The sequence below is a fragment of the Streptomyces sp. NPDC087428 genome (assembly GCF_044744085.1).
In the GTDB taxonomy this organism is placed as follows: domain Bacteria; phylum Actinomycetota; class Actinomycetes; order Streptomycetales; family Streptomycetaceae; genus Streptomyces.
The window spans coordinates 139,623-165,217 of the sequence record NZ_JBIUXR010000010.1 but is presented as its reverse complement, the minus strand read 5'-3'; the positions used below and the strand labels follow the sequence as shown (position 1 = coordinate 165,217).

Genomic DNA, 25,595 nt, shown 5'->3' with positions numbered 1-25,595 from the left:
GCGGCGGTGCCGGGCACCCCGATTTCCGCCAGGGAGGTGCGGGCCGGGCTGTCAGCGATGCGTCAACGAGCCGCGCCTGCGCAGGAGTTCGGCCAGGCCGCGACGGGTGGCCGCGATGACCACCCGGTCGGTGGGCTGGAGCACGTAGCCGGGGTGCAGGTTCCACACGAGGCCGCCGGGGCGGTCCCCGGCGGCGGGGGCCGTTCCCGGCGCCGCCAGGTCCGGGCGCCGGCCGGCGGGCGGGGCGACGTCCAGGGCGAGGACCCGCCAGGCCCCCGAGCGGAACGCCTGCTCCACCGTCCGGCCCTCCAGCTGCGGATGCCCGGCCACCTCGATCGCGGCGAACAGCATCACCTTCCGCTCGACCGGCACCGCGCCCAGGATCTGCCGCCCCATCATGGCGACCGCGAAGGAGGGCGCGGCCAGATGGGAGACCGAGCGGGAGCGGGTCAGCGCCTGCGGGTGGGCGGTGCGCAGGGTGCGGTAGACGGCGGTGGCGAACTCGTCGTCGAACAGGCGCAGCGTCACCCGCAGATTCGGCTTGACCGAGCGGGCGTACAGCGCGGCCTCCAGATTGGTGGTGTCGATGCTGGTCAGGGCGAGCAGGGCGCGGGAGCGGCGGATCTTCGCCGCCTCCAGCACGCCCTCCTGCGTGACGTCCCCGATGACCACCGGCACGTGCAGCCGCCGGGCCACCGGGATGCCGCGGGCGTCCGGGTCGTCCTCCACGCACACGACGGGGATGCCGAGTTCGCGCAGTTGGACCAGGACACGGGTGCCGATCTTGCCGAGGCCCAGCAGCACCACGTGCCCGGACAGACCGCGCGGCGGGCGGCGCAGCGACGAGACGGTACGGAGCGAGCCGAAGGCCTCCAGCACCCCGGCGACGAGCAGCGGCAGGAGCATCAGCCCGGCGACCCCGGACAGGAGCTGGATGATCTGGCGGGCGGTGGGGTCGCCGATGGCCGGGTCGCCCATCGCGAACAGGTCGAGCAGCGTCAGATAGGCGGCGTGCAGCGGATCGTCCCCGGTGGTGAACGTGGATGCCACCGCGAGCGCGAGGACGGCCGTGCCGACACCCAGCGCGGACCAGCGCAGCCGGCGCGAGAAGATCTGGCTCAGCGGTGCGCCCCGGCCGCCCATCCGGGGTGTCGAGGAGGCCGGACCGCTCTGGCTGACGGCCTCCAGGACGATGGTTCCGCGCCCGGTCGCCGCGGCCACCTCGGCCTGGTCGGGCAGCAGCCGGGGCCCCTCGTCGCCGCTGCTGTCGGAACCCTCCGTGCCCGCCGGGTCATGGGTGGTGGAGGAGAGCAGGGCCAGGGTGCACAGGCCGGGGTCGGCGACCTGGCCGTTCCGGGGCGGGGTGCGTTCCGCGGCCCGCAGCAGCAGGCCCTCCGCCCGGATCACCTTGCTGGACCCGGCGAGCACGGTCGCCGCGAGGGCGGGGGCCGCGGTGTCGGCGTCGGACAGGACCGTGGTGGAGGCGTCCAGCGCGGTCTGGTCGAGCCCCGGCGAGGCGACGGCGGCCGCCTGGTCGAGCAGGGCCTCCAGGTGCTGGCCGAGCTTGCGGTTGTAGAGCCGGATCACCAGCCGGACGCGGGGGTTGAGCCGGCGGGCGGTCAGCGCGGCGCGGATGTTGCGCTCGTCGTCGTCGTAGACCAGGGCCAGCGCGGCGGCCGTGTCGACACCGGCCTCCTCCAGCGCCTCGTCGGACGGCTCGTGCGCCTGGAGGATACGCACCGCCTCCACACCGGCGTTGGTGTCGCTGTCGCCGCCGCCGGTGCCGTTCCCGCCGTTGCGGCTCATCGCCGACGACATCCGGCCGAACAGGGCCGCCGCTCGCCCGCGCCCGGTCAGCGCCACCTCCGGCCGCCTCGGATCGGGCCCCGGCGGCAGGACGAGGGTGACCCGCTCCCCGTAGACGTAGCGCAGTTCCACGGCGAGCCGCTGGGCGAGCGCGTCGTCGCCGCAGACCACCATGTGGCCGGAGAACGGGGAGCGTTGGGGCTGCTGAGGAAGTGGGGACACATGACCCAGCATGCCTGTTCCCTTCTCGCGGCCCTAGTGAGCGCCGCGGTCGGTGGTTCCGGGTGTTCCGGGCGTTCCAGGTGTTCCGGGCGTCCCCGGTGTCGCGGACGGTGGCCCGGCCAGGAGCCGGCGGGGGTCCGCCGCCCGGCTGATGGCCGATTCGACCGCCGCGATCCGGTCCGCGAGCAGGCCGAGCGCGGCCACCGCACGGGTCACGGGGTCGCCGTCGGGGCCGCCGAGCGCCTGGGTGCGGACGTACGCGGCGGTGACGGCGGACCAGCGGGCGGCCTGCTCCGGACCGAGGGTTCCGCGCAGCGCGGCGAGCTTCAGCAGGGCGGCCTCCGCGCCCGTGGTGAGCGTCTGGGCCTCGCCCGCGTAGTGGTCGTCGATGACGTCGGACAGCTCGGCGTCGTTCATCACGGGCACGATCCGCTCGGCGATCCGGTTCATGTTCCGGTACGAGCCCTGGAGCCGGAACGGCGGTTCGGTGCGGGTGGCGTCCGTCTGCGCCGCCGACGCGATGTACGCGGCGTTGACCGCGAGAACGGTGTCGCGGGCGGTGAGCAGATGACGGAGCACCGCGACGACGCGTTCCACCTCCGCGGGCGTGTACGGGTGCTCCAGCCGGTTCGCGCCGGACGCGGGTTCCGTGCCGGCGGCGAGCCGCAGCAGCAGCGCGAGGTCGTCGCGGGACCGGCCGGCGAGCGGGGCCAGCACCGGGTTGGCGGTCAGCGCGTTCTCCACGAAGCTCAGCGCGAAGACGTCCTCCCGGCCGCTCAGCACCTCGCCCAGGTTCCAGACGTCGGCCCGGTTGGCGAGCATGTCGGGGATCCGGAACCGCTCCCCCGACTCGGTGTAGGGGTTGCCCGCCATGCACACCGCGAACCGCTTGCCCCGCAGGTCGTAGCTGCGCGGCTCGCCGTCCCGCACCCCCTCGATCCGGCGGGTGGCGTCGCAGAGCGGGATGAACTTCTGGAGCAGTTCCGGTGAGGTGTGCTGGATGTCGTCGAGGTAGAGGAGGGTGTTGTTGCCCGCCTCCAGCGCGAAGTTGATCTTCTCGATCTCCTGGCGGGCGGTCGCGCTGCGCGCCTGCGCGGGGTCCAGCGACGTCACGTCGTGGCCGAGGCCGGGTCCGCTGATCTTGACGAGGACCATGCCGAGCCGGTCCGCGACGTACTCCATCAGCGTCGTCTTGCCGTAGCCGGGCGGAGAGACGAGCAGCAGCAGGCCCTGCGAGTCGGTGCGCCGGTCGGCGTCGGCGGTGCCGAGCTGCTTGGCGAGGCTGTCGCCGATCAGCGGCAGGTACACCTCGTCGAGCAGCCGGTTGCGGACGAACGCCGACATCACGCGCGGCCGGTGGTCGTCCAGCCGCAGCCGGGTGCGCTCGGCGGCGGCCAGCGCGGTGCGCCGGCGCTGGTAGGCGCGGAAGCCGGGCACCGTGACCGTGCGGAACTCCTCGGTACGGAAGAGGAGTTCGTCGATCCGCAGGGGCAGCCGGCCCCGGTCGATGCGCGGGTGGACGCCGAGGAGCCCCTCCACGGTCGCCGTGAGCGGCGCCTCGCCCTCGTACCGGCGGACGGCCGGCTCCGGGCAGAGCTCGACGGCGACGGCCTCCGCGAGATCACCGTCGTCGAGCTCCGAGCCGCTCGCCCGGGAGTACGGGCCGAGCCACCCCTCGACGAGCTGACGGCGGGCCGGCAGGTCGTCCCCGAGGGCCGCGAGATCCTCGTCGTACGCCGAAGTGCCCGTGGTGCGACGGAACTTTTCCAGGAACGTGCGGACCCCGGCGCTGGTGACGAACCCCTCGGGTCCGCTCGTCAGCTCCTCGAAGAGGTATACGGCGACGGCCCGCGCGCCCTCGCCCGCGATGACACCGGCCCACTCCTCCTGGAGTGCGGCGACGGCCGGGGCGAGCCCGAAGGTGTCACGGGCGCGGGCCAGCGAGCGGGCCCGGCGCGTCCAGGAGGTCCGCAGGGCGTCGTCCGCCCGGTGCGCCCAGAAGAGCTGGGCGGCTGCCCGGACGGCGGGCGGGCAGCGCAGGAGTCCGGCCCCGGCGTGCAGCCGCAGCAGTACGGCCAGGATCGCGGCGGCGTCCTCGTCGTGGACGCCGCGCTGATACCCCTCGTCGTACGCCCCGGCCGCCGACTCCCGTACCAGAAGGGCGAGTTCGTCCGGGTCCAGGGCGGCCAGCCGGTCCGCTCCCTGCTCCGCCAGGAGCCGGGCGGCCAGGTGCTCGCCGCGGTAGACGGCAGGGGACTCGGAGGGCAGCTGCTGGTCCCAGTACGGGCGGGTCTCACCGAAGTCCGGGTCACTGACCGGCATCCGGTAGTCGGTCCCGGTCACGGCGAACGCGAGCCCGTCCCCCTGGGGGACCAGCGTCAGATCGAACGGCTGGGTGTTCACCGCGAACCGGTGACGGCCCAGCCGGATGGTCGCCCCGCCGTCCGCGTACAGCTCGCTGCGGTCGCGCAGCGCCCGCCCGGCCTCCTGACGGGCCGCGAGCAACTGCCCGTCCAGCTCCTCCGCCCTCACCGCGTCCCCGAGTCCGCGCAGCTCGGCCGCGGTGCGGCGGACCTTGGCGACCATCGGGTCGGAGGCGAAGTAGGTGTGGACGGCGTCCGCGTCGGGCAGGGCGGCGCTGCGCCGGGAGACCGTGTCCAGCACCCGGGCGGCGGACTGGGCGAGGCGTTCGGTGCGGCGGGCGAGGGCGTCCTGAAGGGTCTGCCTGCGGGCCGAGAACGCCTCGTACACCTCCGTCCGCCGCTCGCCGAGCGCGGTCAGGAAGTCGTCGAACTCCGCGAACCTCGCTTCCAGGTTCTCCAGCTGGAGCAGCAGCCGCGCGAGTTGCTCGTCGCAGCTCTCGGGGGTGGCCGCGGCCGCCAGCGCGCCCGTCACCGCCTGTCCGAGCAGGGCGAACTCTGCGGCGAACTCGGCCCGGCCCTCGTGATCGAGGAGGGCGCGGCGGCGGGCGTCGAGGGTGGCGCGGACCCGGTTCACCCCGCCGAGCACCTCGGCGATCCGCTCCAGGATCGAGGTGCGGACCACGCCGTCACCGATGTCGAGCCCGGCGACGACGTCCGTGACCGTGCTCAGCCCGTCCGTCATCCCCGTCAGCCGCTCGCCGAGCGCGGCGGCGTCGGTGACGGTGGCGAGCGCGGACGCCTCCTCGGTGAGGCGGGCGATGTCCTCGTGGTAGCCGGCGAAGGCGTCGTCCCCGGCCAGGAACGCGACCGCGCGCCGGCCGGCCGAGGCCAGGTCGTCGGCGGTGGCGGCGGTGAGTTCGTCGATCCGTGCGGTGTCCGCGTACCGCATCTCGCCGAGCGTCGCCAGATGGCCGTGTGCGGCGCGGAGTTCGGTGAGCCGGGTGACCCACTCGGCGGCGGAGCGCGGGGCCTCGCCGCGGACCCGGCGCACCAGGGCGGTGATCCGGTCCGCGCTCTCGTCGAGCGCGTCGGCGGCCTGCCGGGTCAGCTCCTGGACGCCCTCGAACTCGGCCAGCACCTGTTGCGCGGTGTCGCGGAGTTCGGTCAACGGCACGGCGAGGGAGCCGAGTTCGTCGTCGGCCAGCCAGTGGTAGCGGTCGCCGGCGCGGGTGCAGTCGGCCACCAGCCGCGCGTAGACCGCGGCGGTCGGGGTGGTCCCGTCCGCGCTGTGCGCGAGCGCGAGGCAGTCGGAGATGCCGCGCACCAGGTCGGCGTTGCCGATCCGGGCCAGCGGGCCGGTGCCGGCGGGACGGGCGGCGGCGTAGGTGTCGGAGACGTACGGCGTCTGCCACCGCTGCACCGGGTGCACCCGCGCGGGTCCGGCGTCCGGGCCCTCCACCGGGTCCCGCAGGAGTACGAGGGTCCCGTCGTCGAGCAGGGCGTGGCCGCGGCCCTGGAGCGGGGTGGCCACCTCCTGGCGGATCACGTTGTAGGGGAGCAGCAGGCTGCGGCCGTCGTCCCGGGAGCGGAACGCGTAGAGCACGTCCTCCCCGTTGGGGGAGCGCACGGCCCCCTCGAAGGCGGGCTCGGTGAGCGGCCGCGCGATGTCGAAGGTCTTGGCGGTGCCGGTGGTCAGGTAGAAGCCGCCGGGGAAGATGATCCCCTGGTCCTCGGGGAGCCGGTGGCAGGCCGGGCCGATGGCGTCCAGCCGCAGCACCGTGCCGAGGAGTGCGTTGAACACGAGGTGGCGGGCGGCCTCCTCCTTGTACGGGCGGACGCGGAGCAGGACCAGCGGGCCGAGCTCCGCGTACTCGACCTCGGCGTCGGCGAGCGACTGGAGGGGCTCGGTGACCGGCTCCCGGTAGATCCCGTCCGGGGTGTCCGTGTCGTTGACGGCCTTGACGGTGAGGTGGCCGCCGAGAGTGGTGACGAAGAGCCGCGCGTCGCTTCCGTCGCCCGTTCCCCCGATGGCGATGTGCGGGTGCCGGCCCGGGACGTGGGCCTCGCGTCCGGCGGCGGTCCAGGTGAAGTCGTGCGACGGCGGGAACACGTGGTCGCGCTCGCCGCGGGCGTCGAGGAACGCGCCGGGTGTGCCGTCGGGGTCGAGGGCCCAGCGCAGGACGCGGATGTCCTCGGCGCTCTCGCCGGTCCGGAACACGGCGAGGAGCCGCCCGTCGGTACGGCGCAGCCGCAGCAGCCGGGCGTCGCGGTAGTAGCGGTGCAGCCCGTCGAACTCGCGGACGAAAGCCTCGTCGGTGAGGAGCGCACCGGTGCCGGGGGCCAGCTCGGCGTCGTACAGCGCCAGTACGTCGTCGACGGCGGGCTCGTCGCCGCGGCCGGGGCCGCGTTCGAAGCCGAACAGCAGCCGGCCGCCGATCGCGACGAGGTCGCGGGGGGTGGAGGCCTGTTCGGTACGGATCTGCTCGCTGCCGAGCAGCCGCAGTCCGGTGGAGCCGAACTCCCGCGTGCGGCGGGAGTTGAGCGCCTCGGCGCGGCGGGTCAGCTCCGCGGCCTGGGTGGCGAGCCGGCGGCGCAGCACGTCGTAGGCCCCGGCCTCCACGGGGCCGCCCGGGGGCGGCGGGGTTCCGGTGTCCATGCGGTGCGGCTCCTTACGGGTGGGCGGATGCGTGGGGTGCGGGCTGCCGGGCGGCGGCGGTGTCCTCAAGCGCCGGACGGGCTTGAGGTGGACGGGCCTGAGGTGGACGGGCCTGGAGGGACGGGCCTGGGAGGGACGGGTCCGAGAGGGGTTCGGGTGCGTTCCCGGCACCGTCCGTCCTCAAGCACCGGACGGGCTTGAACTGCCGCCCGCGTCGGGCGGACCGGGCCCGTCCGGCCGACCGGGCCCGTCCGGCTCCTTCGAGGACAACGCGCCGGTCACGACACCGGCGTGCCGTTCCGGGACGGGGCCTGGACCGCGCTCACCGGCAGGTCCGCGAGGCCCAGTTCACGTGCGTGGTCCAGGAGCCGGCGGACCTGGTCAGCCCCCGCGCCCCCCGCTCCCGGCGCGGCCATCATCCGCATCAGCAGCGCCGACACCGTCAGGTTCTGCACATCACCCGACGACACCGACCCCAGCACCTTGGTCAGGTCGTCCGTGAACGACGACGTGCCGTTCAGCCACGGCCCGGCGAGCGCCTTCGCGGTGTCCGAGTTCTCGACGAAGCCGTCGAGGCTCTTGCCCAGGGAGATGGACGAGACCAGCCGGTCGAAGAAGACCGACTCCCCGCCGACGATGTCGATGTCGGCGTTCTCCAGCCCGGCGGACACGATCGTCGCCTGCGCCTCGGCCACCTGCCGCTGCACATCGAGACCGGCGAGCCGGATCTCCTTCTCCGCCTCCAGCCGCAGCCGGTACTCCTCGTGGCCGCGCGACGCGTCGTCCAGTGCGGCCATCGCCGCCGCCTTGTCGGTGAGCCCCGCCGCCTCGGCCTTCAGCTTCTCGCCGATCACCGCCGCGTCGGCCGACGCCTGGGCCTGCGTACCCTCCGCCGCCGCCAGCGCCTTCAGCCTGGAGCCCTCCGCCTCGGCCCTGAGCCGGGCGGACGTCGCCTGGGCCTCGGCCAGGCCGGTCTTCTCGATGACCTCCGCCTCCGCGTCCCGTACCTGCACCTCCGCGAGGCCCGCCGCGGCCGACTCCGCCTGCACGCCCTCGGCCAGCCGCAGCTTCGCGCGGGCGTCCAGGTCCGCGGTCTTCAGCCGGGCCTCGGCGAGCGTGAGCTGCTCGGCCGCCCGGTGGGTGGCCGCGGCCTCAGCGGCCTCCGCGGCCTTGATGTCCTTGACCAGCTGCTCCTGGGCCTCCGCCTCAGCGGCGATGATCACGGACTTGCGGGTCCGCTCGGACTCCTCGACGGAGCGCAGCGTCTTGATGGACTCCTCCTGCTCGGCGACCGTACGGTCCACCGCGATCCGCTCCCGGATCACATCGGCGACCTCGCGGCGCTCGGCCTCGACCTCCTTCGTCGCGGCGATCCGGTTCAGCTCGGTCTGCCGCTCGCGCCCGATGACCTCGATCATCCGGTCCTTCTCGATCCGCTCGTTCTCCACCGCGATGACCCGCTCGCGGTTCTTCTGCGCGACGGCGATCTCCCGGGCCTGGTTCTCCCGCTGGATGCCGAGCTGCTCCTCCGTCCTGATGAACGCGCCCTGCGCGCCGAGGCGTTCCTCCTCCTGGACCCGGGCGGTCACCGCCTCCTCGCGGGCCCGCAGCGTCTCGACCTCGCGGCGCTGCTTGATCTCGGCCTCGGCCTGCCGGCGCTCCAGCTCCAGGATGGTCTCCCGGGCGTCGACGTCCTGCCGGGTGATCTCCTTCTGCTCGGTGCGCTGGAACTCGTTGGTCCGCACGTGCTCGATCGCGGTCAGCTCGGTGATCTTCCGGATGCCCTGCGCGTCGAGGATGTTGGCGCCGTCGAGCTGCACCATCGGGGTCTGCTCAAGGAAGTCGATCGCGGCGTCGTCCAGGTGGTAGCCGTTCAGATCGGTCCCGATGACCCGGATGATGCGGTCCCGGAACTCCTCGCGCTTGGTGTACAGATCGACGAAGTCCAGCTGCTTGCCGACGGTCTTGAGCGCCTCGGAGAACTTCGCGGCGAAGAACTCCTGGATCGCGACCTTGTCGCTGGCCCGCTCCGTCCCGATGGCCTGGGCGACCTTGATGACGTCCTCGACGGTCTTGTTGACCCGGACGAAGAACGTGATGTGGATGTCGGCGCGGATGTTGTCCTGGCAGATCAGGCCCTCGCGCCCGGTGCGCCGGATCTCGATGGTCTTCACCGAGATGTCCATCGATTCGGCCTTGTGCAGCACCGGCAGGACGACGGCACCGGTGAAGGTCACATCGACCTTCTTGGTCTTGGAGATGATCAGGGCCTTGCCCTGCTCCACCTTGCGGAAGAGCCGGGTGACGATCAGCAGCAGGGCGACGGCGACGAGCAGGACCACGGCGATGAGCAGGCCGAGGCCCAAGGAGATGGCTTCCATGACAGTCCTTGGCGGCTGGTGGTACGGAGAATGAGAGGTGGAGGGGGCACGGCTCGGGGCCCGGTCGCCGTGCCGTGTCCGGGCGCGGCGGTGCGGACCGGTGCCGCGCGCGGCGGTGCGGTGCGGGTGGGCGTGGGGCTCAGGCGGTGTGGCCGGGGGCGGCGCGCCGGTGCGTGGGCAGCGGCTGCGGCGGTCCCGGGTCGAGTGCCTTGTCGTACGGCGAGACCCAGAAGAACTCGCCCGCGTCGTCCCACGCGTACAGCAGCCCCGAGCTCCCCGAGGTCAGCTCCGCGTCGTCCGGCCGCAACTGCCTGACCTGGACGATCGCGGTGGACCCGTCAGCCGCGGCGACCTCGGCCTGCCCGAAGTCCGGACCGACCGAGCCGGTACGGATGGTGCAGACCCGGCCCAGGAAGTCCTGGCGCGATGGTGGGGGCTGGTCCGGGAAGAAGCGGCGGAAGTGGTGCACGAGCACCCGCGCCACGGCCCAGGAGACCAGCAGTGCGCCGGCGAGGATGCCGAAGGCGAGCGCGGCGCGGGCGGTGCCGGTGACGTCGGTGCGGTGCAGCAGAACCGAGCCGGCCAGCGAGGTGAACCAGGCGACGGCCACCATCAGGGACACCGAGACGGTGACCGGCACACCGCCGACCCCGGCCATGTCGGCGTCGAGGTCCGCGTCGAAGGAGTGGTGGTCGGCCGCGCCGGCCAGGACGAGCAGCCAGAAGGCGATCACGACGACGAGCGCCGCGGCGAAGAGAACGGCCGGGAAGGACAACGTCGCTGTCAGGAACTCCCGCATCGGTCCCACCCCCTGCCGTCCCGCCGACAGCACTGCCGACGTATGCGCGTGGTCCGGCGACGACCCGGGCGCCGCGGTACCGCCGTCAGCGGTAACGCGGCAGCCGGGCCTTCCCCCGTACCCCCGTTCGCACCCCCGTGTTTCCCCCGTGGTCCCCCGGTCGGTGCTGACCGGATCGTGTCATTCGGGGCCGGGGCGCCGCACTGCCGGAACACGGCAATCTTTCTCCGTCCTCGATGCCGGGCACCGGCACCGGACCGTAAGCGTTGTGCCAATGTCAGCAACGAAGCAGAACTGGAGGCGGGCGCGTGCCTGAGCCGGAGATTCCCGACAGTTTCCTGGAGGGCTACGCCCATGTCCTGGGTGAGGTCGCCGTCACCGGGCGCCGGCTCACCCGGGAGGAGCTGGAGATCCGGCGCACTCTGGGGAGGCAGGCCGCCGAGGCCGGACACCAGCTCCGCGCCCTGGTCCGGATGCACCTGGCCGAGACCCGCACCTCCTGGCCGGCCGCCGCCCCCGGCGCCACGGCGGCCACCGCCACCGCGGTCGCCGAGAGCGTGCTGGCGGCGGCGGAGCAGGCGGTCGACGCGTTCGCGGAGGGCTTCGAGCGGGCGCAGCGGCTCACCGTGCGGCGCGAGGAGGCGGCCCGCCGGGAGTTCATCGACGACCTGCTGTACGGGCGCAGCGACCTGGGCCGGCTCGCCGAGCGGGCCACGCGCTTCGGGCTGCGGCTCTCGCGCGCCCATGCGGTGGCGGTGGCGGCGGGCCCCGAGGCGTACACCGAGACGGATGCCGTGCCCCGGCAGGTGGAGTCGGCGCTGCTGGCCCGGTTCAGTGGCCGGAAGATCCTCATCACGACGAAGGACGGGCGGCTGATATGCATAGCGCCCGGCAGTCAGCCCGACGTCCTGAGGCACTTCGCCAAGCAGGCGCACGCGGCGACGGACGGCGGCCGGGTCGCCGTGGGCCGGGCCCACCGGGGCCCCGGCGGTGTCGTCCAGTCGTACGACGAGGCGCTCGACGCGCTCGATCTGGCCGACCGGATGGACCTGGACGATCCGGTGCTGTACTCCGCCGATCTGCTGGTCTACCCGGTGCTGACCCGGGACCGGCAGGCGATGTCCGACCTGGTGCGCAGCGAGCTGGGCCCGCTCCAGGAGGCGCGGGGCGGTGCGGAACCGCTGCTGAAGACGCTGTCGGTGTACTTCGAGTCGGGCTGCGTCGCGGCCGAGACGGCCCGCCGGCTGGCGCTGAGCGTGCGCGCCCTCACCTACCGGCTGGAGCGCATCCACCAGCTGACCGGCTCCGACCCGTCCGACCCGATGCACCGCTACACCCTCCAGACGGCGGTGATCGGGGCCCGGCTGCTGGACTGGCCCGCGAAGGAGGTGTGAGCCGCCCCCGCGCTGTCTCCCCGCTCCTGCCGGGTCCCGGCAGGACCGCGCCCCGACGGCGCTCCCCGCATGCGGGCCGGCCGCCCTCCGCCTAGCGTGATCACTCGGGGGATTCCGGCGGTGTGCGCAACGAGGGAGATCCGCACCATGGCCCGACACGCGCGGAAGCCACGGGAGCCGGCCGAGGGCGGGCAGGGACGCGGCTCGTCCCACCGCTGGTGGGTGCTGGGGGTCATCGGGCTCGCCCAGCTGATGGTGGTGCTCGACGCGACGATCGTGAACATCGCGCTGCCCTCCGCCCAGCAGGCCCTCGGCTTCAGCGACGGCAACCGCCAGTGGATCGTGACGGCGTACGCCCTCGCCTTCGGCTCGCTGCTGCTGCTCGGCGGCCGGATCGCCGACCTGGTCGGCCGCCGGGTGGTGTTCCTGACCGGACTGGTCGGCTTCGCGCTGGCCTCGGCGATCGGCGGTGCCGCCCCGAGCTTCGAGGTCCTGGTGCTGGCCCGCACCCTCCAGGGCATGTTCGGCGCGCTGCTGGCCCCGGCCGCGCTCTCCCTGCTCACCACGACGTTCACCGTCCCGAAGGAGCGGGCGAAGGCCTTCGGTATCTACGGGGCCATCGCGGGCGCGGGCGGTGCGGTGGGGCTGCTGCTCGGCGGGGTGCTCACGGAGTACCTGGACTGGCGCTGGTGCCTGTACGTGAACCTGCTGTTCGCGCTCGTCGCCTTCCTCGGCGGCTGGCGCCTGCTGGACGCGGGCGCGCCCGTGGACCGGCCGAAGCTCGACATCCCGGGGACCGTGCTGGTCTCGGCCGGACTCTTCTGCATCGTGTTCGGATTCTCCAGGGCCGAGACGCATCCGTGGAGTTCCCCCGACACCTGGGGGTTCCTGGCGGCCGGGGCGGTGCTCGTGGCGGCGTTCGCGTGGTGGCAGACCAGGGCCGCCCATCCGCTGCTGCCGATGCGGGTGGTGCTCGACCGGGACCGGGCCGCGTCGTTCCTCGCGATGTTCATCTCCGGCGGCGGCCTGTTCGGGGTGTTCCTGTTCCTCACGTACTTCCTGCAGAAGAGCCTTTTCTACTCGCCGGTCAGCACCGGCCTGGCCTTCCTGCCGATGATCGCCGTCATGATCGCGACGTCCGTGACGACGACGAACGTCCTGGTGCCGAGGCTCGGCGCCAAACCGATCGTGCCGCTCGGCATGGGTCTCGCGGCGGCCGGCATGGTGTGGCTGACCGCACTGGACCTGAACAGCACCTATCTCGCCCATGTGCTGCCCCCGCTGATCTGCCTGGGGCTCGGACTGGGCATGATCTTCGCCACGGCGATGAACCTGGCCACCGCCGGGGTCGCCGCCCGGGACGCCGGGGTGGCCTCCGCGATGGTCAACACCAGCCAGCAGGTGGGCGGTTCCATCGGTACGGCGCTGCTGAACACCCTCGCCACCAGCGCGGCCGCCAACTACCTGGTCGGCCGCCGCCCGACCCCGGAGGCCGTCGCCCAGGCCCAGCTGGAGAGCTACTCCACCGCGTACTGGTGGTCCGCCGGCTTCTTCGCCGTCGGGTTCCTGGTCACTGTGCTCCTCTACCGCCGGGGCGTGCCGCACCCCCACCCGGTGGAGGAACCCGCACGGACACGGGGCTGACCCCGGCCCTCAGCGGTCGCCGCTCCCGGCGGTCCGGGCGCGGCCCTCAGCGGTTACCGCTCCCGGCGGTCCGGGCGCCCTCGGTGAGACGTACGAACGTGATGGCCTCGCCCACGGTCCGGTGGTCCGCCTCGCTACCGTCGACCGTGAGCCCCGTGAGCCCCGTGAGCCCCGTGAGCCCCGTGAGCCCCGTGAGCCCCGTGAGCCCCGTGAGCCCCGTGAACCCCGTGAGCCCCGTGAGCCCCGGGTACGCGCGGAGCCGCCGTGCGATCCGGGGGTGCCGGGGCGCGTATCGCGCCATCAGCTCGCCGCCCTCCCCGGCCGGTAGATCGGCCGCCGTCACCGCGTGGAACCGGCGGCCGACCTGCACGGTGGCCTGCGGCGTCTGTTGCAGATCGCGGTACCAGTCGGCGGCGGGCCCGGATCCGGACGCCACCGTCCAGCTCCGCCGGCCGTCCACCGTCGCGGACTCGACGACCTCGACGGCCGTCCGGCGCGACTGCCCCGAGTCGCGCCCGGTGTGGACGAGGAGCAGCAGACGCCCCCGGAACAGGGGTCCGAGCCCGGCCCGGAACATATGGACCGGCAGCCGGACGGCGGCACGCCGCCAGCCCGTCGGAGGGGACGGGGGCCCGGGGTCGGGCGAGGCCGCGGATTGATGCGTCACGGTGCAAACGTTGCACAATCCAAAGGTGTACGCCACCGACGCGCTCCGTGAACCGATGGCGGGACGACACCTTTCGGTCACGGCCCCGCCCGGCTGCCGGTACTGCCGGTCAGGCACGGTACAAAGGGGCATGGCCGCGCACGAACAGGCATCTGAGAAACGACCGTCCGCTCCCGGCAGGGACGACGTCGACGCGGTGACGCGGGCCGTGCTGACCGCGTCGAGACTGCTGGTGGCGGTCTCCGCACGGTCGCTGGCGGCCGTCGAGGACCGGGTGACGCTGCCGCAGTTCCGGCTGCTGGTGGTCCTCGCCACGCACGGGGACGCCAAGCTCGTCTCGCTGGCCGAGCGCCTGGGCGTCAATCCGTCGACCGCGATGCGGATGCTGGACCGGCTGATCGTCGCGGGTCTGGCCGAACGGCAGGTCAATCCGGCCAACCGCCGGGAGACGGCACTGCGGGTGACCCCGGAGGGGCTCCAACTGGTCGAGGACGTCACGGCCGTCCGCCGCCGGGAGATCGCCTCGATCGTCGAACGCCTCGCGCCGGAGCAGCGGTCCGCGCTGATCGAGGCGCTGACGGCGTTCAGCGCGGCGGGCGGCGAGCCGGCCGTGTCCGGGGGCGGCGCGGACGCGTACCCCCTGGGCTGGATGCCCGACCTCCCCGCCGCCCAGGACGACTGACGGTTCAGTCGGCGGTCTGTGCCAGCTCCTCCTGCGGCGCGGGCACCCGGGCGGCGGGAATCGTGCCGCTGCCGGCCCCGGGAGCCGGGCCGCCGTCCTTGTCGCGCCACTTCTTGATCAGCTCGACGGCGGGCTGGGTCCAGCGCGCGGTGAGCGGGCCGACGATGACCAGGATCAGGACGTACGCGGTGGCGATGGGGCCGATGCGGGGCTCGGTCGCCACGGCCAGACCGGCGATGACGATGGAGAACTCGCCGCGGGCGACGAGCGTGCCGCCGGCCCGCCAGCGCCCGCGCGACCCGATGCCGGCCCGCCGGGCCGCGTACCAGCCGGTGGCGATCTTGGTGAAGACGGTGACGACGGCCAGCAGTGCGGCCGGGAGCAGCACCGGCGGGATGTCCGCGGGATTGGTGGAGAGCCCGAAGAACACGAAGAAGACGGCGGCGAAGAGATCCCGCAGCGGGGTCAGCAGCTTGCGTGCCCCCTCCGCGACCTCTCCGGAGAGCGCGATGCCGACGAGGAACGCCCCGACGGCCGCGGACACCTGCAACTGCTGGGCCACCCCGGCGACGAGCACGGTCAGCCCGAGCACGACGAGCAGCAGCATCTCGGGGTTGTCGGAGGACACGGCCCGGCTGATCAGCCGCCCGTGCCGCAGCGCGAGATAGAGGACGAATCCGACGGTGCCGAGCGCGACGAGGAGCGCGATGCTCCCGCCGGCCAGGCCGACGCCTGCGAGCATCGCGGTGAGCAGCGGCAGATAGACGGCCATCGACAGGTCCTCGATGACCAGCACCCCGAGGATGACGGGCGTCTCCCGGTTGCCGAGCCGCCCCAGATCGGCGAGCACCTTGGCGATCACCCCGGACGACGAGATCCAGGTGACCCCGGCCAGCGCCACCGCCCCCACGGGCCCCCACCCGAGCAGCAGCGCGGCGACGGCCCCCGGTGTCGCGTTGAGCACGAAGTCCACGGCGCCGGACGGGTACTGCGTCTTCAGACTGGTGACGAGTTCACTCGCGCTGTACTCCAACCCCAGCAGGAGCAGCAGCAGGATGACGCCGATCTCGGCGCCGACGGCGGTGAACTCCTCACTGGCCCCGAGCGGCAGCAGCCCGCCCTGGCCGAACGCGAGTCCGGCGAGCAGATAGAGGGGGATCGGCGAGAGCCCTATTCGCCCGGCGAACCGCCCGATGATGCCCAGTCCCAGAATGACGGAGCCGAGCTCCACCAGTAGTGCGGTCGTGTTGTCGTGCACGGTCAGCCCTCCGCAATGATTTCGGAGAGCGTGTCCACGCCCTCGCGCGTACCGACGGCGACGAGCGTGTCCCCGATGGCGAGCCGGAAGTCCGGCCCAGGTGACGGATGCGCACTGTGCGTACGCAGCACCGCCACGATCGAGGCCCCGGTCCGGGTCCGCGCCCGGGTGTCCCCGAGCAGCCGGCCCCCGTACGGGGAACGCGTCCCGAGCGGTATGTGCTCGGTGACCAGATCGATGCCGTCGGTCCGTACGGCGTCGATCGGCGCGGCGTCGATGAGGTGCGCGAGCCCGGTGGCCTCCTGTGGGGTCAGGGGTACGGAGAGCCGGCACGAATCAGGATCGTCCTGGTCGTAGAACCCGATGAACCGGCGCCCGTCGTGGTGCACGACGACGGAGATGTGCTGGCCCGATTCGGTGGTGTAGTCGTACTGCACTCCGACTCCGGGCAGCGTGGTGCGGTGGGTTCCCATGACTTCCTCCCGAGGAGCGCGACGCTTACTGAACGCACTTGGTGATCTCTTTAGTCCCGCATTACCCTAACCGGACCCTTGATGGGGCCTTCGGGTTTGCGTTTCGCCGGTGGGCGGACGGCTCCCTCGGTGCGCCTTGCACTGCGGGGCGGGTGGCCCTCTCCGGTACGCCTCGCTCTCCGGCGCCACGGACGAGTGGTGCGGTTTACGGGGTTCGGGCGGTGAACGGTGCGGGCTCGGGTTCAGTGATGGGCGATTTGACCATGTATGCCGGACTTCGTGAAGCTGCTTCGAAATGGCAGGATGCGTCCAGAGAACCCGAGGTCAGGCAGTCTGCTCCCCGCGCGTGCGGGGATGAACCCAGGCCCAGGCGCTCGTACACGCCCAGGCCGACTCTGCTCCCCGCGCGTGCGGGGATGAACCCAGGCTCGACGGGAGTGGGCCGCGGCCGGACAGCTGCTCCCCGCGCGTGCGGGGATGAACCCCTGTTCCCCGAGTGCGGGGTGACAACCTTGGCCTGCTCCCCGCGCGTGCGGGGATGAACCCGCCGAACTCACTGGATTTGCCGGGCGCTTGGACTGCTCCCCGCGCGTGCGGGGATGAACCCTCCCCTGTGCGCAGGGCCGGGGGCAGGCCCATCTGCTCCCCGCGCGTGCGGGGATGAACCCGCCCAAATGCTCATGACCTGTTGGTTGCATGCCTGCTCCCCGCGCGTGCGGGGATGAACCCCGGCGCATCGTCCGATGGATCGAAGACCTTGACTGCTCCCCGCGCGTGCGGGGATGAACCCGATGTGGCCAAGACGTACATCGGGTAGTCGTACTGCTCCCCGCGCGTGCGGGGATGAACCCGTTGACCACGGCGCCGATGAGGTAGTGCGGGGCTGCTCCCCGCGCGTGCGGGGATGAACCCCCCGCCGCGTCGCAAAGTGCTGCCAGCAGTCCCTGCTCCCCGCGCGTGCGGGGATGAACCCACGGTCGGCAACATCCTCATGAACACGATCTACTGCTCCCCGCGCGTGCGGGGATGAACCCTGGGTGGCGATGGGTGAGCCGTCGAACGGCCCCTGCTCCCCGCGCGTGCGGGGATGAACCCGACGGTGCCCATGGCGGGCCTCCCAACAAGGGCTGCTCCCCGCGCGTGCGGGGATGAACCCGTCAAGGTCGGAGTGCTCATCGAATCCGAGGACTGCTCCCCGCGCGTGCTGGGATGAACCCACGTCCGCCGTGGTCATCGGGGCTGCCGAGGTCTGCTCCCCGCGCGTGCGGGGATGAACCCGTCTGCTGCCCCTTCGACGGGTCGACGGCCCACTGCTCCCCGCGCGTGCGGGGATGAACCTCCGCCGGTCGACAAGGAGCACGAGACCGTGGTCTGCTCCCCGCGCGTGCGGGGATGAACCCGCAACGGCCGGCGCCAGAAACCCGGCATGCGCCTGCTCCCCGCGTGTGCGGGGATGAACCCAAGCTGAAGGACGCCTGGCAGTCGCTGCGCGCCTGCTCCCCGCGCGTGCGGGGATGAACCCTTGCCGACCTCCTTCGGGAGTATGCCCGCCCGCACCTGGACCGCTGCTGGCCTCGGGTACGGGCGGGAGATCAGCGAGCCGGGCGCTCCGGGTGCGACTGCCCGCGATGTCATGGGGCCCCGAGTCCGTGCCATGCTCCACACGCGAGAGGCGTGGGCATACGCAACCCAGGGCAGAAGCGCGGGGTTCCAGCGGGCGACGGCCCGAGCAGCCGAGGCGCTGGCAGCAGCAGGCAGCGACGAAGAGCCTTACTGGATTGCGTACTTCGACGAGGCAGAACTCGCGGACGTCACCGGGGGACGGCTTCTCGACCTCGCCCGCGCCGACACGCCGCCCAGGCAGCTGCCGAGATCCGGACCGCCCTGGCATACCGCGGCCAGGAGGCCGGGCGTTCCCACGCGCTCGACCGTATCGGCCTGGCGGAATGCCAGTTCCTCGCTGGCGATATCCGGTCGGCCGCCGCCGAAGCAACCCTCGCGGTGCAGGCCGCGCGAGGGACGCAGTCGGGGCGTGTCCGCGCGCAGCTCGGGCAGTTGTACCCCTACACCGTGGGGCACAGCGCCTCGCGTCCGGTGCGCGAGGCGCGCGATAGTATCCGCGACCTGCTGTCGAGCTGAGGGACGGGCGCATGACGACATTGGCCGTGACCGGGCATATGGACCTGACAGACGAGAGCGTGCCGCTCGTGCGCGAGGCTCTTCGCAGTCTGCTGGCCGGCTACAGCGAGGACCTGACGGGGGTCTCCTGCATTGCAGCGGGATCGGACAGCATCTTCGCCGAAGAGGTTACTGCCGTGGGCGGGCGTTTGGTGGTCGTGATCCCCTCTCAGGACTACCGCGCCCGGAAGGTCAAGCCAGAGTACGCGGCAGTTTTCGATCACCTGGTCGAGACCGCCGTCGAGGTGTTTACGCTGCCGCATGAGACTGCCGGCCGCAGCGCTTACGAGGCGGCCAACGCCGAGCTCTTGCAGCGTGCCGATCGGCTCGTCGCCGTCTGGGACGGCCTTCCTCCTTCGGGGAAGGGCGGGGGTACAGCGGACACGGTGGAGGAGGCCCGAGCCGCTGGAGTGCCGGTAGATGTGGTGTGGCCGGGTGGAGCGGCACGACGGGGCTGACCCCGGACACGACGAAGGGGCCCCGCCGCAGGCCGAAGCCGGAAGCGGGGGCGTTCTGGATCATGCGCGGCGACGGTCGAGCAGCGCATACGCGGCTGGAGACGTGGTCGGGGCGGGCACGGACGCCCGTCGCGTCGGCATACGAGCGCATCCGGGTCTCCCGGCGGGGGCTGGAGGCTGTACCCGGCCGGGCAGGGGTGCCCGCTGGTCCCATTAGCCCCGTTACGCCCGTCTGCTCTGCTTTTCCCGCCGCACCGGTTGCGCCTCAGACGCCCTTCTCACCGCGTAGCACCGACGGGCCAGGGGCCGACACCTCGGCCCGAGCGGTGAAATGCTCCACCGCGTTACCCGGATCGGGTGCGCCCTCCTTGAGCCGAGGCAACCCTCCGGAGCCAGGCAGGTGGCATGCGCGCACTCCGTTGGTTCAGTCAGTTTGACGTGCGGCTGCCTCGTAGTGAACGACCGAAAATGATCAGCACGATGATGACTACCACCACGCGAATCCCTGGGTCGACTGGGGACATGGAACCGGCACCAGCTCCAATGACTGTCAGTAAGAGCTGTCGGGTGAACGGCTGGACGAACTCAGGTTGTGCGGCTGCAGGTCCATGTGCTGCGGTCATGACTCATTCCGTTCTGCAGAGTGGCTTGGCGTGCAGGCTGACGGGCGAGGATCCTGGCGAGGCGCGACGTAGATGGCCGCCCAACTCGCAGCTTGGTGCGCCTACTTCAGGAGCATGACACACGTGGGTCATCCCCGAGCGGTCTTCCAGGAACCTGGTTGCAAGGTCATGAGTGCTCAACATGAGTTCATGCAGTTGAGGATGCTGTGGACTGAACGTATGAGATTGCAGGAGCCGACCATCCGGACCCGGTTCCCTCGCACGTGCGAGGGAACCGGGTCCGGATGGTCGGTGTAGTCCAGCCCCCGATGGGGTTCATCCCCGCGTACGCGGGGAGCAAGCGTTGGGTGACGCCCAACGGGAGTTCATGCAGGGGACATCCCCACACTTGTGGGGACTGGGGGCCGAGCCGACCTACGCCCGCGGCGCAACTCGCCAAGTTCGACGAGCCCGACGAGGGTCCAGAGTATGTCGGGACGAGGACAGTCCCAAGTTGCCGAATCGGGCAAACAGCCCTCCTCTCTCATTTACCCCCTTCGGGACGGACGCTGCCGTCTTCCCAAGCCCCGAGGGCAGCCCCGCTCATTACCGCGAACACGTCCTCCAAGGTGTGGATTCAGAAGACGAGGCACATTCGAACGCCAAGCTGTATTCAATGTCCGCATGTCCCACGCAAGCCGGATACGCCCCCTCCCCAGCTCGGCGTTGACCGCGCCCACTCGCACCGTGTGGGCCAAGCACGACCGTCCCACCGAAGGCTGGTTGCCCCTCTGGCAGCACATGTCGGACAGCGCGGCTGTCGCCGGCCTCCTCTGGGACGAGTGGGTTCCCCGCCTGATCCGGCAGCAGATTGTTGACGTCGTCCCGCACCCGGACGACGCCCGCCGCCTCGTCGTCTGGCTCGCTGCCACGCACGACATCGGGAAGGCGACGCCCGCCTTCGCCTGCCAGGTCGAAGGGCTCGCCGACGGCATGCGCGGGGCCGGGCTGGACATGCCGCACCAGAAGCAGTGGGGGGACGATCGGCGTATGGCGCCGCACGGGCTGGCCGGGCAGTTCCTGATGCAGGAATGGCTCGTGGAGCGGCACGGGTGGACGGTGCGCGCGGCCGGGCAGTTCGCAGTGGTGGCCGGCGGGCACCACGGAGTGCCACCCGGATACGCGCAGATTCACGATCTCGACAGGCACCCCGAGCTGCTGCGCACTCCGGGGCCGAGCGAGGCACTTTGGCGCGGTGTGCAGGACGAGTTGCTTGATGCCTGCGCGGAGGCTTACGGCGTACGCGAACGACTCGACGCCTGGCGCTCGGTGAAGCTGCCGCAGACCGTGCAGGTGCTGCTGACGGCCCTCGTCATCGTCTCCGACTGGATCGCGAGCAACCCCGACCTCTTTCCGTACTTTCCCGAAGACGTGCCGCGTACCCCGGACGAGCGGATTGCCGCCGCCTGGCGCGGACTTGACCTGCCCGGCCCGTGGGAGCCCGCAGAGCCGGAGGGGACGCCGGCCGAGTTGTACGCATCGCGGTTCGACCTGCCGGCCGGGGCCGGGATCCGGCCGGTGCAGGAAGCTGCCGTACGGCTCGCGCGTGCCCTTCCCGAGCCGGGGCTGATGGTGATCGAGGCACCGATGGGGGAGGGGAAGACCGAGGCGGCCCTCGCCGCCGTGGAGATATTCGCGGCCCGCAGCGGGGCCGGCGGATGCTTCGTCGCCCTGCCGACCCGGGCGACGGGCAACGCCATGTTCCCGCGCCTCCTGAAGTGGCTGGGCCACCTGCCGGGCGCCGAGCGCCACTCGGTCTTCCTCGCGCATGCCAAGGCCGCGCTGAACGACGAGTACGTGGGGCTGATGCGCGCGGGCGGAGGAGGTGGCGTCCGAGCGGTGGATGTGGACGGACCCACCGGCACCCGCCGGGCCTCGCGGGACGCCCGGCCGGGTGCGGCCGAGCTGATAGCCCACCAGTGGCTGCGAGGCCGTAAGAAGGGAATGCTCTCATCCTTCGCGGTCGGGACGATCGACCAACTCCTTTTCGCCGGGCTCAAGAGCCGCCACCTGGCGCTGCGCCATCTCGCGCTGGCGGGCAAGGTCGTCGTGATCGATGAAGCTCACGCCTCCGACGCCTACATGAACGTCTACCTGGAGCGGGTGCTGTCCTGGCTGGGCAGCTACAGGGTGCCCGTCGTCGTGCTGTCCGCGACGCTGCCCGCCGCCACGCGTCGGGCTCTGATCCGGGCATACACGGGTGACACGTCTCCGGAGGGAACCTCCGACAACGCCACCGCCGCGCAGGGATATCCGGTGCTGACGGCCGTCGCGCCGGGCAGCGCTCCACTGACCGAGTGCCCGCCGGCGGCCGCCGACCGGAGTACGGACGTCCTGCTCGAACCCCTCGACGACGATGTGTCGGTGCTCGGCGACACCTTGGCCGACGCGCTGTCCGGCGGTGGCTGCGCACTCGTCGTACGGAACACCGTCGACCGGGTGCTGGAGACGGCGGAACGGCTGCGCTCCCGCTTCGGCGGCACAGCGGACGTCACCGTCGCACACTCCCGCTTCATGGACCTGGACCGGGCCGCGCTGGATGCGAGGCTCCTGAGACTCTTCGGACCGAACGGTGATCGTCCGCGTGGGCCGAAACCGCACATCGTCGTGGCGAGCCAGGTCGCGGAGCAGTCCCTTGATGTCGATTTCGACCTCCTGGTCACCGACCTCTGTCCCGTGGACCTCATGCTCCAGCGGATGGGGCGCCTGCACCGGCACCAGCGGGGGCCCGGCCAGAACCAACGGCCGCCGGCCCTGCGCCGGGCCCGTTGCCTGGTCACGGGGGTTGACTGGAACGGCACACCGCCCGAACCGGTACGGGGTTCGGAGCGGGTGTACGGACGGCACACCCTGCTGCGGTCCCTCGCCGTGCTCCGCCCGTACCTGCACGCGCCGGGCGGCACGCTGAGCCTTCCGAAGGACATCCTCCAGCTCGTCCAGACGGCGTACGGAGAACAGCCGATCGGCCCGGCGAGCTGGGCGGAGGCGATGACCGCCGCGGATCTGGAGCACCGGACCCGCCGTGCGGAGCAACAGACCGAGGCGGAGGTCTACCGGCTGGACCGGGTCCGCAAGCCGGGGCGGCCGGTGATCGGCTGGATCGACGCGGGTGTGGGCGACGCCGACGACTCCCGGGCCGGCCGCGCCCAGGTCAGGGACAGTGAGGAGAGTCTTGAGGTATTGGTCGTCCAGCGGCAGCCGGACGGTTCGCTGACCACGGTTCCCTGGCTCGACCGGGGGCGCGGAGGGCTGGCGCTGCCCACCGACGCGATTCCGCCGCCGAGGGCGGCAAGAGCCCTTGCCGGGAGCACGATGCGGCTGCCGTTCCACTTCTCGAAGCCATGGGTCCTGGACCGGTCCATCGACGAGCTGGAGGAGCTGCTGATTCCGGCCTGGCAGGCGAAGGAGTGTCCGTGGCTGGCCGGGGAGCTGATTCTGGAGCTCGACGAGCACTGTCAGACCCAACTGGCAGGCTATGAGATCGAGTACAGCAGTACTGACGGACTCAGGGTGGGGCGCCCCGGCGCCCTCGACGTAAGGCTGGTGGAACACGTGCCGTCGTTCGATCTGGTGTCACGCCCGTGGCTGCCGGTCCAGCGGGTCGACGGCACGACTGCCGAGCTGTCCTTGCTGGACGTGTTCGCCCAGGCAAGCAGTGTGCGCAGGCTGGTGGGTGACGTCCCGACGCAGGAATTCGCCCTGTTCAGACTGTTGTTGGCGATCCTGCACGACGCGGTGGACGGGCCGGACGACGTCGAGGACTGGGCGGAGCTCTGGGAGAGCGAGGACGCCTTCGAGGCCGTACCGGCCTACCTGGAGCGGCATCGTGCACGCTTCGACCTGCTCCATCCGCACCAGCCCTTCTTCCAGGTCGCCGGGTTGCACACGGAGAAGGACGAAGTCTTCTCCCTGAACCGCATCGTGGCCGATGTCCCCAACGGCGACCCTTTCTTCAGCATGCGTATGCCCGAGGCCGAGCGCCTCGGTTTCGCCGAGGCAGCCAGATGGCTGGTCCACGCCCATGCCTTCGACACGTCGGGCATCAAGTCCGGCATGGCGGGCGACGACCGGGTCAAGGGCGGAAAGGTCTACCCGCAGGGAGTCGGCTGGGCGGGCAACCTGGGCGGGGTGATGGCGGAGGGGACGAACCTGCGTGAATCGCTGCTCCTCAATCTCGTAGCTCCCGACCACTCCACCTTGCGTTTCAGGGACGACGACGCTCCGGCCTGGTGCCGCGAGCCGAACGGACCAGGAGCGGAGTCGCCGCTGAACCTCGCCTCCCGGCCCTCCGGCCCCCGGGATCTCTACACCTGGCAGACGCGGAGGGTGCGCCTGCACCACGACGACACCGGTGTGTACGGCGTCGTGCTCGGCTACGGAGACCCCATCGCGTCAAGGAACAAGCAGCTGCTGGAGCCCATGACGGGCTGGCGGCGCAGCGAGGCGCAGGAGAAGAAGCACGGACTGCCGCGCGTCTACATGCCCCGCGAGCACGACCCCGCACGAGGTGCCTGGCGTGGCCTGGCCGGCCTTCTCCAGAACGTGCCGGGGAAGGGCGGAGCGCAGAGCGGGGAGCCGGCGGCCTTTCTCCGGCCGGGCCTGCTGAACTGGATGGCACGACTGGTCCACGAACAGGCCCTGCCTAGAGGCTTTCTCTTCAGGACGCGCATCGTCGGGGCGCGATACGGAACGCAGCAGTCGGTGATCGACGAGTTGATCGACGACGGCGTCACCATGCCCGTCGTCCTGCTGCACGCGCAGGACAAGCGGTACGCCGCTGCGGCCGTCGACGCGGTGGGAGACGCGGACCTCGCGGTGAGAGCGCTGGGTGACCTCGCTGCCGACCTCGCCCGAGCGGCCGGTTCCGACCACGACGCCCACCGCGATGCCGCACGCGAACGGGGATACGGCGAGCTGGACGGCCCCTACAGGCTCTGGCTGAGGCGGCTCGGGGAGAGCGACGACCCGGCGCGCGAGCGTGAGGCATGGCAGAAACGGGTGGGCCGGATCATCAGGGATCTGGGCGACGACCTGCTGGATTCCGTGACCACCGCCGCGTGGGAGGGCCGAGTGCTGGACCTGGGCAAGGGCCCCCAGTGGTTCGACGACACGAGCGCCGACAAGTGGTTCCGGATCCGGTTGGGCAAGGCACTGCCCAGGGCCCTTCCGATCCCCGCGCCGCGCGGCGCCACATCGCAAGGTTCAGTCGACGCACAGGATTTGGTGGAGGAGACGGCATGAGCGCGGACCGGCGAGGGAGCGGCGCGTCGACCGACGCCCCCGTACAGACAGAACCCCTGTCCGCCGCAGCCCTGATCAACGAGACGGTGCACTCCCATGTCTCACGCCTGCAGTGGGGGTACCGAGAGGATCGCTCGGAGGCTGTCGCCACCGTGGCACGCATCAGGCGGGGTGCCGGGAAGCCGGCCGGCGAGATCCCTGACCTCTGGGGCCTCATCGGGGCCGAAGCACTGTACGTACGAGGGTGGCGCGAGGAGGACGCGGGCCGCGCCGAGAGCGCGGTTCACATGGCCGTCACCCTGTGGGCACTGCATCAACAGGGCCACCATGCGGCGGACATGCACGTCAAGGACGGCCCTGGCCTCGGCAGGGCCGTGCGCAAGCTGATGCCCGACGCCGCGATGGACGAGCCCATCCGCAAGCGGTTCGTACGCGCCGGCACAGCGACGTCCATCGACGCCCTGGCCACTCGTCTGCGCGAACTCGTCGTGCTGCTGAGGCGCGACGACATCGCCATGGACTACGGGAAGCTCGCCTCGCAGCTGTACGCCTGGCAGCGGCCGGGAGGCCGGGCCGAGGTGCATCGCGCATGGGGCCGGAGCTTCCACTCGTACGGGCCGGTCAAGCCCGAGGGGGACGCCCCGTAACGAGCTCGGGGACCCCGCATCATCGCCTCTGCCTACCGGGTGCTCCACCGCCGGATCATCCGCA

13 protein-coding genes and 1 CRISPR repeat array are annotated in these 25,595 nt (G+C 71.9%); of the genes, 6 read left to right on the top strand and 7 right to left on the bottom strand.

Annotation, left to right across the window (positions count from 1 at the left end):
* Positions 1-51: 51 nt before the first annotated feature.
* From ACIO3R_RS22320 to ACIO3R_RS22305, 4 genes are all read right to left on the bottom strand, one after another.
* The gene (locus ACIO3R_RS22320; protein WP_385038815.1) at positions 52-2,040 is read right to left on the bottom strand and encodes an NAD-binding protein; all 1,989 of its coding nucleotides are present in this window, start codon (positions 2,038-2,040) and stop codon (positions 52-54) included.
* Between the two features lie 21 nt (positions 2,041-2,061).
* Positions 2,062-7,047 carry a DNA repair ATPase gene (locus ACIO3R_RS22315; RefSeq protein WP_402108077.1) on the bottom strand — a complete coding sequence of 1,662 codons (4,986 nt, stop codon included), beginning with the start codon at positions 7,045-7,047 and terminating at the stop codon, positions 2,062-2,064.
* Positions 7,048-7,325: 278 nt separating this feature from the next.
* Positions 7,326-9,428 (bottom strand): flotillin family protein, encoded by a 2,103-nt coding sequence (locus ACIO3R_RS22310; protein ID WP_385029906.1) that lies wholly within the window; start codon positions 9,426-9,428, stop codon positions 7,326-7,328.
* Between the two features lie 139 nt (positions 9,429-9,567).
* Positions 9,568-10,227 carry a hypothetical protein gene (locus ACIO3R_RS22305; protein WP_385029909.1) on the bottom strand — a complete coding sequence of 220 codons (660 nt, stop codon included), beginning with the start codon at positions 10,225-10,227 and terminating at the stop codon, positions 9,568-9,570.
* A 308-nt stretch (positions 10,228-10,535) separates the two neighbouring features.
* On the opposite strand from ACIO3R_RS22305, the gene ACIO3R_RS22300 reads away from it, so the two are divergent.
* Both ACIO3R_RS22300 and ACIO3R_RS22295 read left to right on the top strand, forming a co-directional pair.
* Positions 10,536-11,621: a PucR family transcriptional regulator gene (locus ACIO3R_RS22300; RefSeq protein WP_385029912.1), complete on the top strand. Its 1,086-nt coding sequence runs from the start codon at positions 10,536-10,538 to the stop codon at positions 11,619-11,621.
* Between the two features lie 147 nt (positions 11,622-11,768).
* Entirely contained in the window at positions 11,769-13,265 is a 1,497-nt protein-coding gene (locus ACIO3R_RS22295; protein WP_402108073.1) for an MFS transporter, read from the top strand.
* A gap of 46 nt (positions 13,266-13,311) precedes the next feature.
* On the opposite strand, the gene ACIO3R_RS22290 is transcribed toward ACIO3R_RS22295, so the two are convergent.
* Positions 13,312-13,932: a nitroreductase family deazaflavin-dependent oxidoreductase gene (locus ACIO3R_RS22290; protein WP_402108070.1), complete on the bottom strand. Its 621-nt coding sequence runs from the start codon at positions 13,930-13,932 to the stop codon at positions 13,312-13,314.
* Positions 13,933-14,062: 130 nt separating this feature from the next.
* Here ACIO3R_RS22290 and ACIO3R_RS22285 point away from each other — a divergent pair, with 130 nt between their 5' ends.
* Positions 14,063-14,614, top strand: a complete 552-nt coding sequence (locus tag ACIO3R_RS22285) for a MarR family winged helix-turn-helix transcriptional regulator (RefSeq protein WP_402108066.1) — start codon at positions 14,063-14,065, stop codon at positions 14,612-14,614.
* A gap of 4 nt (positions 14,615-14,618) precedes the next feature.
* Here the strand turns inward: ACIO3R_RS22285 and ACIO3R_RS22280 are convergent, their stop codons facing one another.
* Together ACIO3R_RS22280 and ACIO3R_RS22275 are read right to left on the bottom strand one after the other, a co-directional pair.
* Positions 14,619-15,872, bottom strand: a complete 1,254-nt coding sequence (locus ACIO3R_RS22280; protein WP_385029924.1) for a cation:proton antiporter — start codon at positions 15,870-15,872, stop codon at positions 14,619-14,621.
* A 2-nt stretch (positions 15,873-15,874) separates the two neighbouring features.
* Complete coding sequence (locus tag ACIO3R_RS22275; protein ID WP_123460321.1) at positions 15,875-16,345, bottom strand: cation:proton antiporter regulatory subunit; 471 nt, start codon at positions 16,343-16,345, stop codon at positions 15,875-15,877.
* A gap of 333 nt (positions 16,346-16,678) precedes the next feature.
* Positions 16,679-17,867: a CRISPR direct-repeat array (repeat unit 29 nt; unit sequence CTGCTCCCCGCGCGTGCGGGGATGAACCC).
* A 628-nt stretch (positions 17,868-18,495) separates the two neighbouring features.
* On the opposite strand from ACIO3R_RS22275, the gene ACIO3R_RS22270 reads away from it, so the two are divergent.
* The 3 genes from ACIO3R_RS22270 (at position 18,496) to casB (ending at position 25,531) form a co-directional block, all read left to right on the top strand.
* Complete coding sequence (locus tag ACIO3R_RS22270; RefSeq protein ID WP_402108062.1) at positions 18,496-18,981, top strand: hypothetical protein; 486 nt, start codon at positions 18,496-18,498, stop codon at positions 18,979-18,981.
* 1,286 nt (positions 18,982-20,267) lie between these two features.
* Positions 20,268-24,884, top strand: a complete 4,617-nt coding sequence (gene casA / locus ACIO3R_RS22265) for a type I-E CRISPR-associated protein Cse1/CasA (protein ID WP_402108059.1) — start codon at positions 20,268-20,270, stop codon at positions 24,882-24,884.
* Positions 24,881-25,531, top strand: a complete 651-nt coding sequence (gene casB, locus ACIO3R_RS22260) for a type I-E CRISPR-associated protein Cse2/CasB (protein WP_385029936.1) — start codon at positions 24,881-24,883, stop codon at positions 25,529-25,531. Before casA ends, casB begins: the two co-directional genes overlap by 4 nt.
* Positions 25,532-25,595 lie beyond the last annotated feature (64 nt).